The following is a 13,914-nucleotide window of genomic DNA, read 5'->3' as shown; positions in this document are numbered from 1 at the left end:
GGTTCCTCCTGCGTCTGTGCCCCTGCACCGGGATCAGTAGCGGTAGTGCTCGGGCTTGTAGGGGCCGGCCACGTCGACCCCGAGGTAGCTGGCCTGCTCCTTGGTCAGCTCGGTCAGGTGGGCCGCGACCGAGGCCAGGTGCAGCCGCGCGACCTCCTCGTCGAGCTCCTTGCGCAGGGTGTGCACCCCGAGCGGGTAGGCGTCCAGGCGGGTGTGCAGCTCGATCTGGGCGAGCACCTGGTTGGCGAAGCTCGCGGACATGACGAAGCTGGGGTGTCCGGTGGCGTTGCCGAGGTTGAGCAGACGTCCTTCGGACAGCACGATGATCGAGCGGCCCTCGGCGAAGCTCCACTCGTGGACCTGGGGCTTGATCTCGACCCGCTGCACGTCCGGCACCCGGGCGAGCCCGGCCATGTCGATCTCGTTGTCGAAGTGGCCGATGTTGCCCAGGACCGCCTTGTCCTTCATCGCCCTCATGTGCTCGACCGTGACGACGTCCTTGCACCCCGTCGCGGTGATGACGAAGTCGGCGGAGGACACGACGTCCTCGAGGCGGGCGACCTGGTAGCCGTCCATCGCGGCCTGGAGCGCACAGATGGGGTCGATCTCGGTGACGATGACGCGGGCGCCCTGGCCGCGCAGCGCCTCGGCGCAGCCCTTGCCGACGTCGCCGTAGCCGCAGACGACGGCGACCTTGCCGCCGATGAGCACGTCGGTCGCGCGGTTGATGCCGTCGATGAGGCTGTGCCGGCAGCCGTAGGTGTTGTCGAACTTGCTCTTGGTCACCGCGTCGTTGACGTTGATCGCGGGGAACAGCAGCTCACCGGCCTCGTGCAGCTGGTAGAGCCGGTGCACGCCCGTCGTGGTCTCCTCCGAGACCCCGCGGACGCCCTCGGCGACCCGGGTCCACCGCTGCGGGTCCTGCGTCAGGGATGCGCGGACCGTCTCGAGGATGACCCGCCACTCCTCCGGGTCCTCCTCCTGCGGGCTCGGCACCGCACCCTGCCGCTCCCACTCCCGGCCCTTGAGCACGAGCAGCGTCGCGTCACCGCCGTCGTCGAGGATGAGGTTGGGGCCCTCCCCGTCGGGCCACAGCATGATCTGGGTCGTGCACGCCCAGTAGTCCTCCAGCGTCTCGCCCTTCCAGGCGAAGACCGGGACGCCCTGCGGGTCCTCGGGGGTGCCCTGCGGGCCGACGACGACGGCGGCGGCCGCCTCGTCCTGCGTGGAGAAGATGTTGCAGGAGGCCCACCGCACCTGCGCCCCGAGGGCGACGAGGGTCTCGATGAGCACCGCGGTCTGCACGGTCATGTGCAGCGACCCGGCGATGCGGGCCCCCGCGAGCGGCTGCTCGGCGCCGAAGCGCTCGCGCAGCGCCATGAGGCCGGGCATCTCGTGCTCCGCCAGGCGGATCTGGTGCCGGCCCTGCTCGGCGAGTCCCAGGTCACGGACCCGGTGCTCGAGCGCGGCCGTGGTCATCGTCGTCGTGTCGGGCATGGGGTCATGCTACGTGGCGTCCCCGACGTCCTCGGGCACCCGCAGGCCCAGCAGGGCGTTCTCCAGCACCTCCGAGAGGGCCGGGTGGATCCAGTACTGCCCCCGCGCGAGCTCGTGCGCGGTGATCGCCGGGCCCAGGCTGAGCGCCTGGATGGCCGGCTGGATGAGGGTGCTGGCGTGCGGGCCCATCGCGTGGACACCGAGGAGCCGGCCGGTCGCCGCGTCACCGACCGCCTTGAGCAGGCCGGTGGTGTCCTCCATGGCCCAGCCGTAGGCCGTGTCGCCGAACCGCTGCACCTTGGTCGTCACGGCATACCCCTGCTCCTGCGCCTGCGCCTCGGTGAGTCCCACGGTCGCGATCTGGGGGTGGGTGAAGACGGCCGAGGGCACGAAGCGGTGGTCGACGGCCCGCAGGTCCTCGGGGTGCGCCAGGTTGTGCGCCACGACCCGGGCCTCGTGGTTGGCGACGTGCTTGAGCTGGTGCTCGGAGGACGCGTCGCCCAGCGACCACACCCCGTCCACGTCGGTGCGCCCGAAGCGGTCGACGGCCACCCGGCCGTCCTCGTGGGTGCGCACCCCGGTGTGCTCCAGCCCCAGGTCGTGGGTGTGAGGGACCCGCCCCGTCGCCACGAGCAGGACCTCCCCGCCGACCACCGCGCCGTCGGTCAGGCTGAGCTCGACCTCCTCCTGGCCCTGCGCGACCGACGCCACCTCGACGCCCGTGTGCACGTCCCACTGGTCGCGGGCGAGGGCGGTGTAGGCGCGGGAGACCTCCTCGTCCAGCGCCCGCAGCAGGCCGTCGCCGCGGGTGACGATCCGCACGGACACGCCGAGCGCGGAGAAGACGTGGGCGAACTCCGCCGCGATGTAGCCGCCGCCGAGGATGACCAGGCTGGTCGGCAGCTCGGGCAGCCGCATGATGGTGTCGGACGTGTGGAAGGGCACGTCGGAGTCGACGACGACCTCGGGCACGTGCGGCCGGGCCCCGGTCGCGATGACGATCTGGTCGGCGGTGAGACGGTGGACCGAGCCGAGCTCGTGGTGGCCGCCGGGCCGGGTGATCTCGACCTCAAGGTCGTGGTCGCCGGTGAAGCGGGCGTGACCGAGGAAGGCCTCGGTGTGCTCCCCCTCGACGCGGTAGTCGCGGCCGCCGTCGCTGATCGGGTCGATCCGGCCGAAGATGCGGTCCCGGATGTCGGCCCAGCGCACCTGGTCCAGCGTCGCGTCGATCCCGAACCTCGCGGCGTCCCGGATCGTCGAGGCGACCTCCGCGGCATACACGAACATCTTGGTGGGGATGCACCCGACATTGAGGCAGGTGCCGCCGAAGACACCGTCCTCCACGACGGCGATCCGCCGCCCCTCCAGCTCGGGGGTGACCAGCGAGTTGCCCGAGCCGGTGCCGATGATGACGAGGTCGTAGTGGGAGGTGTCGCTCACCCTGCCAGGGTAGATCGGGACCGGCCCGGGGGCGGGGGCGCCCCGCACCACGCCTCAGCCGGCGAGCTCCTCCCGGATCGCCTCGAGCCCCTGCCACACCTCCGTGAAGGTCGTCGACAGCGGCGACAGCCCGAGCCGCAGACCGTCCGGTGAGCGGAAGTCGGGGATGACCCCGCGCCGCCACAGCCGGGGGTAAGCGTCCTGGAACCCCGGGTGGCGCAGGGTGAGGTGACCGCCGCGCCGCTCGTGCTCGTGCGGGCTGGCCACGACCACCCCGAGGTCGCGCGGCCAGGAGTCCACGATCGACCAGGCGAGATCGGTGAGCAGCAGCGACTTGCGCCGGACCGCCTCGATGCCCGCCTCGGCGAGCAGCTGCGCGCCGAGACGGACGGGGATCATCCCGACGATGGGCGGGGTGCCGCTGACGAAGGATCGGATCCCCGCGGCGGGCTGGTAGCCCTGCTCCATGAGGAAGGGGTCCCGCCGGCCCATCCACCCCTGGACCGGCTGACGGAGGGTCGCCAGGTCGTGGTGGCGCCGCGCGAGGTAGACGTGCGCGGGCGCCCCCGGACCGCCGTTGAGGTACTTGTAGTCGCAGCCCACGGCGGCGTCCCAGCCCCACGCGTCGGCCAGCACCGGTACCGACCCGGCACTGTGGCAGGTGTCCCACAGGACCAGCGCACCCGCGTCGTGGACGACCCGGGTGATCCCGGGCGCGTCCGCCACGAAGCCGGAGCGGTAGGCGACGTGCGAGATGAGGACCACCCCGGTCCGCTCCCCGACGACGGCCTCCACCTGCTCCGGGGTGACGCCGGAGGCCGGGTCGGCGTCGATCCAGCGCAGCGTGAGCCCCCGCTCGGCCGCGATGCCCTCGGCGACGTAGCGATCGGTCGGGAAGTTGTCGGTGTCGAGCACGAGCTCGACCCGGGCGGGGTCGAGCGCCAGCTGATGGTCCACGAGGGCGCGCAGCGTCTTGTAGAGCAGCACCGTGGTCGAGTCCGCCACGACCGTCTGTCCGGGCGCCGCGCCGAGAGCGGCCTGCCCCACGAGGTCCCCGACCTGCTCGGGCCAGCTCATCCAGCCCTCGTCCCAGGCGCGGATGAGCCGCGTGCCCCACTCCTCGCGGACGAAGCGCTCCATCGCCCGGGCCGCCCCGGCCACCGGTCGGCCCAGCGAGTTGCCGTCGAAGTACGCCACGACCCCCTCGGCCCGCTCGAAGCGCGTGGCGAACGCGGCCAGGGGGTCCTGGGCGTCCAGCTGTCGGGCGTGCTGCAGCTCGGCCGGTTCAGCCACGGCCCTCACCTCCGTGGTAGCCCTGCGGGGCGAGGTCCTGGATCGCCGAGCGCACGTCGTAGAGCTCGGGGAAGAAGGTCAGCTCCAGCGCGCGGCGCAGGAACGGCACGCCGCTGGAGCCGCCGGTGCCCCGCTTGCTGCCGATGATGCGCTCGACCGTCTTGAGGTGCCGGAAGCGCCAGACCTGGAAGTTGTCCTCGAGGTCGACCAGCTCCTCGGCGGTCTCGTACTCCGCCCAGTGCTGCTCGGGGTCGGCGTAGATGCGGGAGAAGACGTCGACGACGCCGGGGTGCGCGGTGTAGGGCTGGGAGAGGTCGCGCCCCAGCACCTCCTCGGGGACCGCGTGGCCGCGCCGCGCCAGCCAGGCCAGCACCTCGTCATACAGGCTGGGCTCGTGCAGCAACCGGGACAGCTCGTCGTGCACCTGCGGATCGTGCGCGAAGACCGGCAGCATGGCGGCGTTCTTGTTGCCGAGCATGAACTCCACCGCGCGGTACTGCGAGCTCTGGAAGCCCGAGCCGGTCGCCAGGTAGGCGCGGAACCGGGCGTACTCGCTCGGGGTGAGGGTCGCCAGGACCGACCACTGCTCGGTCATCGAGGCCTGGATGTGCTTGACCCGGGCGATCCGCTTGAGCGCCTGCCGGTGGTCGTCGGCGGCGAGCAGGGCCCGGGCGCTGGTCAGCTCGTGGATGACGAGCTTGAGCCACAGCTCGGTGGTCTGGTGCTGGATGATGAACAGCAGCTCATCGTGCTGAGCGGGGGTCGAGCGCGGGTGCTGCGCCGAGAGCAGGGTGGGCAGGTCGAGGTAGGCGCCGTAGGAGAGGTTCTCGCCGAAGTCGCGCTCGATGTCGTCCTCGAGGTGGCGTCGGGAGCGGGTATGCCGCGCGACCGGGTCGGCCTCGGGAGCGGGGGCGTCGCTGTCACTGCTCACAGGAGCGAGTCAACCACCCAGGCGTGTGGACGTGCCCTGCGCCCCCGTCCGGAGGCTCAGCGCGTGCGGTCCCGCAGGTCGGCCACGTGCGGGGACACCGAGGGGTCCAGCCCGAGGCCGATCGCGAGGTAGGTCGCGGCGAAGTCGACGGCGACGAGGTGGTCGGCGAGCCGGACGATCGGCGGGCCGCTCTCGGCCTGGACCTCCATGACCCGCACGCCCGCCTCCCGTGCCGTGGTGAGCACGGCGTCGGTCAGCGCCTCGGCCTGGACCGAGGTCGGCGACGGCGGCTCCACGGGAGCGTCCCTGAGCATGAGCAGCCCCAACCGGGGCGGCGCCGGGCCGTCGAGGTAGGGGTCGGCGAAGATGTCGTCCTGGCGGGCTCCCCCGCCCGGCCCGGTGGGCCGCTCCATGAGCTCGCCCTCCGGCTCGGCGAAGTGGTGCGGCTCCCAGCGCGAGGTGTCGATGTCGCCGAGCCGGATCCGGGCGTCGTCGTAGGTCCCCGGCCGCCGCCCACCGATCGGGGTGTAGGGGCCGTCGAAGCAGGCCACGATGCCGCTCGCCGCGTCGGGCAGCTCGCCGAAGGTGGCGGGGATCCGTGCCGTCCGGGCCAGCATCGAGGCCGCCCTGCCCGCAGCGACCCCGCCGAGCGGACCGTCGCCGAGGACGACCGGGACCGTCTCCGCGAGCTGCACCGCCAGCACCTTGGCGGGGTTGACGAAGGCGTCGGAGGAGGGGCGGAACTGCCCGGCGCGGGTGTCCAACCGGTCGGCCACGCCGGCGATCATGTCGGTGGAGGCTTCGAGCAGACCGAGGCGGTCGGCCCCGATGAGGACCGGGGTCAGCAGGGTCCACAGCGCGGTGCGCGAGCTCGTCCGCCCGCCGGTCCCGACGCCGACGTGCACCCCTCGGGCGCGACGGCATACCTCGGCCAACGGCGAGTCGTCAGCCCCGACGGTGAGCAGCATGGCGCCGCGGCGCGCCGCCTCGGCGGCCACGGCGAGGGGGCCAGGCGCGCGGCCCGACAGGGACACGGCGACGACGAGGTCCAGAGGCCCCACCCACCCCGGGAGCGGAAGGTTGCGCCGGGCCTGGACCGGGACCGGTGAGCCGGGCTCGGCGAGCAGCTCGAGCACGTCGGCGACGATCGAGGTGCCGCCGATGGCGGCCACCAGGACCGACCGGGGGCGGTCGGTGCTGGCGAGCCGGTCGATCCCCGCCTCCTCGGCGAGGGTCATCGCCTCCCGGACCTGCGCGCCGGCGCTGGCCAGGGCGCGCAGGGTCTCGCGGGAGTCCTTGCGGGCGAGCTCGTCGGGATCGTCCAGCAGTGCTTCGTCGATGTAGGGCACGTGACCTCCGCGGTGTCAGTCGGCGACGGTGACGACATCGGCGTCGTCGACCAGGAGCACGGGTATGCCGTCGCGCCAGGGATATCGCCGACGCCGGCCCTCGCCCCCGCAGTCCTCGGCGCACTGCAGCGCCGGGCTGCCGGCCCCATCGATCACGTCGAGCAGCTCATGACCGCTGGCCGGGCAGCGCAGGATGCTGCGCACCCAGGGGTCGTACTCCGGTCGTGCCATCTCAGGCCTCCTGTCTCACGAGGTCCAGGACGGCGTCCCGGACCTGCGCCATCGTCTCACCGTCGCGGGCCTCGACATTGAGCCGCAGCAGCGGCTCGGTGTGGCTCGACCGCAGGGACACGCACCAGTAGGGGTCCTCGGCCAGGAGGACCAGGCCGTCGCCCTCGACCTCGCGCGCCTGCCGCTCCTGTCCCCAGCGGCGCACCCGCTCGACGGCGGCACCGGTGTCCCCCACCGAGCTGTTGATCTCCCCTGAGGCGGCGTAGCGGGCGAACGGCGCGAGCAGGTGCGACAGGGGGGCGTCCTGCCGACCGAGCTCGGCGAGGACGTGCATCGCCGCGAGCAGGCCGCTGTCGGCATACCAGAAGTCGCGGAAGTAGTAGTGCGCCGAGTGCTCGGCCCCGAAGACGGCACCGTGCTCGGCCATGGCCGCCTTGACGAAGGAGTGGCCGACCGGCGAGCGCACCAACCGGCCCCCCATCTCCTCCACCACCTCGAGCACGCTGCGCGAGACGATCGAGCCGTGGACGACCGTGGGTCGCGCGGACGACCTGCCCAGGGAGCGCTCGCGGGCGAGCTCCCGGGTGGCGATGAGCGCCGCCAGGGCGCTGGCCGGCACGACGGCGCCGCGCTCGTCGACGACGACGACCCGGTCGGCGTCACCGTCGAAGGCCAGGCCCAGGTCGGCACCCGCGGAGACGACGGCGCCCTGGAGGTCGCGGAGGTTGGCCGGGTCCGAGGGGTTGGCGTCGTGGTGCGGGAAGGTGCCGTCGAGCTCGGCGTAGAGCTGGTCGAGGCGCAGCGGCAGGTCGCCGGTCAGGACGGCGGGCACGGTGTGCCCGGCCATGCCGTTGCCGGAGTCCACGACGACGTGCAGGGGGCGGATCCCGCCGAGGTCGACGAGGGAGTGCAGGTGGGCGGCGTAGTCGTCGAGGAGGTCCACCTCGCGGACCTCCCCGGGCGTCGTGGCCGGGGAGGTATGCAGGGCGCCGCGGTCGAGGATCCACTGCGCCAGGTCGCGGATCTCGCCCAGGCCGGAGTCCCGACCGACCGGCCGCGCCCCGCTGCGGCACAGCTTGATGCCGTTGTCCCCGGCCGGGTTGTGGCTGGCGGTGACCATGGCGCCCGGCTCCGCCCGCGCGCCGCTGGCGTAGTAGAGCGCGTCGGTCGAGCACAGGCCGAGCAGGGTGACCCCGACCCCGTGGGACCTCACGCCCTCGACGAAGGCGTCCGCGAGTGCCGGGGACGTCGCGCGCATGTCCCGGCCGACGACCACGCCGCTGCCGCCCTCGGGGAGGACGACGACCTGGGCGAAGGCCGAGCCGAGCGCCCGGGCGACGTCCGGGCTCAGCGCGCCGGGTGATCGACCGCGGATGTCGTAGGCGGTGACGACATCGGCGACCCGCATGCTCACTGCTCGCTCCCCCGATCTGCGGTCAGCGGTCGCGCAGCACCCGGAGGTGACCTCGACGGGCGATCTCGGTGACCGTGGCGCCCTCACGCTCGGTGTCGGCGGCGTGATCGACGCGCACGATGGTGCCGCGGTGCTCGCGCACGGCGTCGGCCAGCGCGGCCAGGTCGTCGACCGGCGGGCGCGGCTCGCCCTCGGGCAGCTCCAGACGCACGACGTCCCAGCCCCGCGGTGCCGTCAGCCGGGTGGCGTGCACCTCGCACAGGTCGTAGCTGTGGGGCTCGGCATAGGTCGCCAACGGCCCCAGCACGGCGGTCTGCTCCGCGTAGACGTAGGTGAGCGTCGACGTGGCGGGGCGGACGCACGCCGTCTTCGAGCACTGGCGAGTGAGGGTCACGCCTGACACTCTAGGCGCCCCCACCCACGATCCTGCGGTGCCACCCCGGGCCGGCGTCCCGGGTGCTCTAGGGTCGCTGGGCATGAGCACACGCCGCGACCGTCGCGGGCACGGGCTGCGCGGGCCCCTGGCCCGCCCCCGCATCCCGGCGATGAGCACCCGTCGGGACCGCTTCGACGAGCTCGTCCTCGACGCCGCGGAGTCGCTGGAGCGGCGGCTGGACGCCGAGCTGGGGCTGGAGCTCGCGGTCGAGGACGTGCCGCCCTCGGACCCTGCTCCGTGGGAGCACGGGGTCGCGCTCGGCCGGTTGTTCCCCGCCGAGCGAGGGATGCCCGCCCGGCTGGTGGTCTACCGCCGCCCCGTGGAGCATCGGGCCCGCGACGAGGCCGAGCTCGCGGCGCTGGTCACCGAGGTCGTCGTCGAGCAGGTCGCCCGCATGCTCGGCCGCGACCCGGAGGACCTCCTCTGAGCCGGACGGGTCAGGGGATGACGCTGCTGACGTCGGCGACCGCCCTGGTCCACGGCACCGGCCGCAGCGTCGTCGCGGCGCGGTAGGGACCCAGCTCGTCCTGCCCGGTCACGTGCAGGGCTGCCGACACGGGGGGCAGGTCGACCTCCGCCGGTCGCACCCAGACCGCGGCCGTGCCCTGCGGCAGGTCGAGCACCGTGCTGGAGTCGTGGGCGAGCTCGACAGTCCGGGTGCTGACCCCGGCGTCCTCCGACAGCAGGAGCACCTGCGCGGTCGTCGCGTCGAGGACCGTCAGGGAGAGCTCCCAGCGCGCGTCGGGCACCTCGGCGGCGGGCACGGCGGCGCCGACGGGCTGCGCGCTCAGGGCGGTGGAGGGCAGCCAGGTGAGGTCACCGGCCGGTCGCACCACGGTGGTGCCGTCCTCCGACGGCGGCGCGGACGACGACGCCGCGTCGTCCGTGCTCGCGGCGGCGTCCGTGCTCGCGGCGGCGTCCGCCTCGATAGGATCGTCGCCGGAGGGCGCCACCCGCACCTGGAGGGAGGCGGTGACCGGGGCGTCCGAGCGCAGGCGCAGCCCCACGGGCCCTTCGGGCAGCCCCTCGAGCGGGACGTCGGTGGTGGACCCGGCCTCCACCCGCACCGCGGCGGCCTCAGGGGTCGCCGCGCCGGCCTCGGTCAGCGCGACCAGCTCGACCACGGCGGGCCCGTCGGGGGCGAGCACGCGCAGCACGAGGTCCTGCCGCTCCACGTCGCCCGGAACCGCCGGGACGACGAGGTCACGGGCCGGCGCGGCGGACGGTGAGGAGATGCTCAGCCCCAGGTCGGTCGTGCCGTCCCTGACGGTCTCGACGAGCTGTGCCGCCACCGGACCGCCCTCGGCGCTCACGCCCAGAGCGGGCGCCTCGACCCCCGCGGCGAGGGCGTCGACCGGCACCGCCAGCTGGTCGTCAGGAGGCACCACCAGCCCGGCGCCACCGGTGACCTCGGCCGGCCCGTCCTGCCCGCGGAGCTCGAGGTCGACCCGGACCGGGTCGGCCCTGGGGTTGGTGAGCACCAGGGTCTCCGTGCGTCCCGGGGCGGCTCCCCCGGCCAGCAGCCAGTGCTCCTCCCCCGGCTCGACACAGCCGGACAGCGCGAGGCCCCGGGCCGCGGGGGTCGGTGCCGCCTCCTGCTCGTCCCCCGTCGGGGACGCAGGGTCTGCGCCCCCTCCCGTGCCGACGAGGAGCTGCCCGGCGACCAGACCCGGCACCGCGCTGCCGGTCGCCGTGATCAGCGCCGACCCTCCTGCGTCGAGGGCCGCCGTGGCGGCCCCGGCGGACGGGAGGGACACCTGGTCGGCCACGGATCCCCCGGAGAGCACCCGCAGCCGGCCCTCGCCGTCGCCGGTCGCGGACACCAGCTCCTGCGGCGCCACGGCGGCGGACGCCTGCCCGGTCAGGCCCTCGACCCCGGCGCACGCGAGTGCTGCGTCCTCGACGAAGGCCGGGGCCTGCCCCTCTCCTGCGGAGGTCCCGGCCGGCCCGGACGCGTCCTCCTGGCCGCCGCTGCTCCCGGGGCCCCAGGCGCCGGGCAGGGTGGACGTCCAGACGAGGGCGGCCACGGCCGCGCCTCCCAGGGCCGTCGGGAGCCAGCGGCGGGTGGAACGACCGGGCTCTGACACGCTCATCGCTGCTCCTCCTGCGGCTCGTCCTCGGAGCGTCCGACCGGGAGGGCGAGGAAGCCGACGATCCCGGCGAGCGCCAGGGCGAGGACCTGCCACGGCAGCCCGGGGGTCGCCTGCGCCACCTCGACCGTATGCCGGCCCTCCGGCAGCGCGATGCGGCCGGGGTCCTCCACGGGGACCGGCGCACCGTCCACCTCGACCCGGGCGACCTCCGCCCACTCTGCTCCCTCCGCCACGGCGAGGGCTCCACCCTCGGGGACGTCGACGACCCCTGAGGCGGCTCCGTGCGGCCCGTCGGCCGGCAGCGTCATCACGCTCCTGCCCTCCGCGTCCACGACGCGGCTGCGCGCCGGGTCGCCGTCGACCATGCGCCACAGCACCGACCCCGGCGGGCTGGAGACCCGGGTGAGCCCCGAGACCCGGTCGAGGTCGCTCACAGCGGGATGACTCTCGTCGGCGTCGAGCAGGACGTAACCGACGCCGAGGTCGAGCAGCTCGCGCTGCGCCTGGTCCGCCGGGGCGCCCCCGACGAGCGACAGGACGGTGCGCTCCACGCGGGTCTGCTGGGGGGTCGGCCGGGCCGCCGCGAGCTCGATCGTGCGGTCACGCAGGATCCTCCTCGGCTCGGCCTCCGCCCCCCGGAGGTCGACGAGCAGCCCCTCCCCGCGCGGGCGGAGGACGAGGGTGCGCAGGGCTGCCGGTCCGTGAGCCTGCTCGACCGCTACCGCCGGGAGCGGCTCGGCCGCGACCTCCAGCGCCGTCCGGTCGGTGGTCCACGGCGCCGATCCGGCCAGGGCGAGGGGGGCGGCGAGGACCCCGAGGACGGCCACCCGCGAGAGCACCCGGCCGCGACCCGGGCGCGAGCGCCGCACGAGACCGTCCAGGCTCACGGCCGCGCCCAGCAGGAGCGCGGCGCCTGCGAGGGAGAGGAGTGGACCCGGCCACATCGTCACCAGCAGTCCCTCCTCCGGGTGCCCCTCCGGCAGGACGCCGAGGGAGGTGCGGGCGGCCACCTGTGCGGCGAGGAGGCAGACCAGCGCCACGAGGAGCAGGGTCGCGGCACGCCGGCCGGGTGCTCCACGTCGGAACACCCCCACGAGCGCCGCCACCCACCACGGGAGGACGAGCCACAACGGCACCGCCGCCAGACCAAGACCGTCCACCCCGGTCGGGTGCAGGAGCAGCAGCTGCCACAGCGGCGCGGCCGCGGGCAGCTCGACCACGGCGGAGGTGGCCCCGGCCCCCCCGAGCAGCCGGAGCGGCTGCGTGGCGATCGCACCCCACCACGGCACCATGAGCAGCCAGGGCAGCACGGCCACCGTGGCGCCCCGCCACCGCGCTGCGCCGCGGCCCAGCAGCACGACCAGCAGGCCGGCCACCGTGCCGAGCACGAGCAGGGAGGGCACCCACGGGGCGGCCACGGCGAGGCCGAGGACGCAGGCGAAGGCCGCAGCGGCCCGGCGCACCCCGCGGTCCCGGTGGGCGAGGACGACCAGCCCCGCGACGAGCAGGGGCGCGAGCACGTGCACCACGACCGGGCCGACCCGGCCCTGCCCGAGGGCCACCGTCAGGGGTGAGGCCACGCCCCATCCGAGGGCGAGTGCGGCACGCACCCACCGGCGTTCCGTGGCCCGCCGCAGCCCGAGATAGGCCGTGACGACGCTGAGGGTGGGGCCCAGCGCCAGCATCCAGGCCAGGGCGACACCGGCGGTGTCGCGCCCGGCACCCGGGAGGAGTCCGAGCGCACCGGCCCCGACGGCGAGCTGGACGAGCCAGGTCTGCGGGGCGTCGGCGTGCCCGAGTCCCCCTCCACGCCACCCCTCGACGGCAGAGGACCACAGGCCCGCGGCATCGCTCACCCCGACCCCGAGCTCGCCCCCGGACCATCCCGCTCCGGCCGGGTCCAGCCCCGCCCAGAGGCCGAGCGTCCACCATCCGGTGAGGCCGAGGGCCACGACGCAGGCGGCGACCAGGGGCCAGCTCCACCAGCGCCCGGCTCGTCGCTCTCCCCCGAGGTCGTCGAACTCCTCGGACACCGGTCCGCTCTCGGTGGCCCCGACCGCCGCGCCACGCCGTACCTGGGCACGGGACCGGCGGGCGCGGGGGTCCAGCGCGTCGCCGACCGTGTCGAGTGTGGCGCGCCACCCCGCCGCGCGGGGTTCGTGCAGCCCGGACAGGTCACGCGGCGCGACCGTCCGCGCCCGACGGAACCTCCGCCGGGCCGCCCAGCCCCGCGCGGGGCGCAGGACGGCGCGGACGTCGGCCCACTCCCCCGCGGCCTCCGCGGGACGCTTCACGAGCAGGAGCAGGGCCGCGGCGACCAGACTGGTGAGCAGCACGCCGAGCGCTCTCCCGGGAGCGGCCCACCACGGCCCGCGGGCCAGGGCGAGCTGACGGGTCCGCGCACGGGTGCGCAGGGTCTCCTCGACCCCGAGCCCGGCGTCGCCGAGGCGCACCACGGCGTCGGGGGCGACGACCACCCGGTGGCCGGCCAGGTGGCTGCGCCAGCCCAGGTCCAGCCCGTCCACCCCATCGGCCGCGAAGGCGGGGTCCAGCCCACCGATCCGGGTCAGCAGGGTGACGTCGACGAGCGATCCGCTGAGCGGCACGCCGAGCACGTCCTGCCGCAGGTCCAGCTGGCCCTGGTCGACGAGGGCCATGGTCGTCGGGTCCACGACGCGACCGGCGGGGGTGAGGTGGTGTCCCATCGAGCGCAGCAGACGGGGCTGGTCCAGGCGGACGAGCTTGGGCCCGACGACCCCGACCCTGCTGCTGCGGCGGGCAGCACCCACGAGCGCGGACAGCGCCCCCGGCTCCGGGACGGCGTCGGGGGTGAGGAACCAGACCCAGTGGCCCGGCGAGCCGGAGAGCGCGGCGAGCGCGGACGCCACCTGCGCTGCGCGGTCGGTGCCGTCGAGCGCGAGCAGGGTGAGGTCCAGACCGAGCTCGAGGGCGAGGCCGCTCAGCTCCCGCCCGTGCTCACCCCCCGGATCGGGGTGCAGGAGCAGCACCCGTCGTGCCGGCCGCCGTTGGCCCGCGACCGCCCGCAGGCACTGGACGTGCTCGTCCTCGCCGGCCCCGTCCTCGTCGAGGTCGGGGAGAGGGCCGGGGGACCACAGGAGGACGACCGTGACGTCGTCGACCGCGGCGCGTCCGGAACGGGGTGGATCGGCAGGGGGTGCAGGGCTCGTCGACATGGCAGGGGCCGGTGGACGCTGGTGGGACCCAGCGGT

At 74.9% G+C, this 13,914-nt stretch carries 11 protein-coding genes; 1 reads left to right on the top strand and 10 read right to left on the bottom strand.

Annotated features, from left to right (window positions below; genetic code table 11):
* Nucleotides 1-33: 33 nt before the first annotated feature.
* Genes ahcY through FA582_RS04625 form a run of 8 tightly spaced genes read right to left on the bottom strand, consistent with a single transcriptional unit; the run spans nucleotide 34 to nucleotide 8,549 of the window.
* A complete protein-coding gene (gene ahcY, locus FA582_RS04660; protein ID WP_237707551.1) occupies nucleotides 34-1,497 on the bottom strand; it encodes an adenosylhomocysteinase in 1,464 nt (487 codons plus the stop codon).
* A gap of 9 nt (nucleotides 1,498-1,506) precedes the next feature.
* Entirely contained in the window at nucleotides 1,507-2,937 is a 1,431-nt protein-coding gene (locus FA582_RS04655) for a mycothione reductase (protein ID WP_033229297.1), read from the bottom strand.
* A 54-nt stretch (nucleotides 2,938-2,991) separates the two neighbouring features.
* Nucleotides 2,992-4,230, bottom strand: coding sequence for a kynureninase (locus FA582_RS04650; protein ID WP_010148779.1), 1,239 nt, complete (start codon nucleotides 4,228-4,230; stop codon nucleotides 2,992-2,994).
* Nucleotides 4,223-5,161 (bottom strand): tryptophan 2,3-dioxygenase, encoded by a 939-nt coding sequence (locus FA582_RS04645; RefSeq protein WP_010148780.1) that lies wholly within the window; start codon nucleotides 5,159-5,161, stop codon nucleotides 4,223-4,225. Before FA582_RS04645 ends, FA582_RS04650 begins: the two co-directional genes overlap by 8 nt.
* Nucleotides 5,162-5,217: 56 nt before the next feature.
* A complete protein-coding gene (locus FA582_RS04640) occupies nucleotides 5,218-6,510 on the bottom strand; it encodes an SIS domain-containing protein (protein ID WP_010148781.1) in 1,293 nt (430 codons plus the stop codon).
* 15 nt (nucleotides 6,511-6,525) lie between these two features.
* Nucleotides 6,526-6,741: a Trm112 family protein gene (locus FA582_RS04635; protein ID WP_010148782.1), complete on the bottom strand. Its 216-nt coding sequence runs from the start codon at nucleotides 6,739-6,741 to the stop codon at nucleotides 6,526-6,528.
* Between the two features lies 1 nt (nucleotide 6,742).
* Entirely contained in the window at nucleotides 6,743-8,149 is a 1,407-nt protein-coding gene (locus tag FA582_RS04630; protein WP_010148783.1) for a phosphohexomutase domain-containing protein, read from the bottom strand.
* A gap of 28 nt (nucleotides 8,150-8,177) precedes the next feature.
* Entirely contained in the window at nucleotides 8,178-8,549 is a 372-nt protein-coding gene (locus tag FA582_RS04625; RefSeq protein WP_010148784.1) for a DUF3499 domain-containing protein, read from the bottom strand.
* Between the two features lie 82 nt (nucleotides 8,550-8,631).
* Between FA582_RS04625 and FA582_RS04620 the strand changes: the two genes are divergently transcribed.
* Nucleotides 8,632-9,018: a metallopeptidase family protein gene (locus tag FA582_RS04620; protein ID WP_010148785.1), complete on the top strand. Its 387-nt coding sequence runs from the start codon at nucleotides 8,632-8,634 to the stop codon at nucleotides 9,016-9,018.
* A 10-nt stretch (nucleotides 9,019-9,028) separates the two neighbouring features.
* Here FA582_RS04620 and FA582_RS16330 read toward each other — a convergent pair whose 3' ends face one another.
* Both FA582_RS16330 and FA582_RS04610 read right to left on the bottom strand, forming a co-directional pair.
* Complete coding sequence (locus FA582_RS16330) at nucleotides 9,029-10,684, bottom strand: DUF5719 family protein (protein WP_010148786.1); 1,656 nt, start codon at nucleotides 10,682-10,684, stop codon at nucleotides 9,029-9,031.
* Nucleotides 10,681-13,878, bottom strand: a complete 3,198-nt coding sequence (locus FA582_RS04610) for a glycosyltransferase (RefSeq protein ID WP_010148788.1) — start codon at nucleotides 13,876-13,878, stop codon at nucleotides 10,681-10,683. The genes FA582_RS16330 and FA582_RS04610 overlap by 4 nt, the downstream gene beginning before the upstream one ends.
* Nucleotides 13,879-13,914: the final 36 nt, after the last annotated feature.

Origin of the sequence: Serinicoccus profundi (assembly GCF_008001015.1) — a bacterium.
Classification (GTDB): domain Bacteria; phylum Actinomycetota; class Actinomycetes; order Actinomycetales; family Dermatophilaceae; genus Ornithinicoccus; species Ornithinicoccus profundi.
Note: the sequence above shows the minus strand (reverse complement) of the source record. Positions and strands in the feature narration are given on the sequence as shown.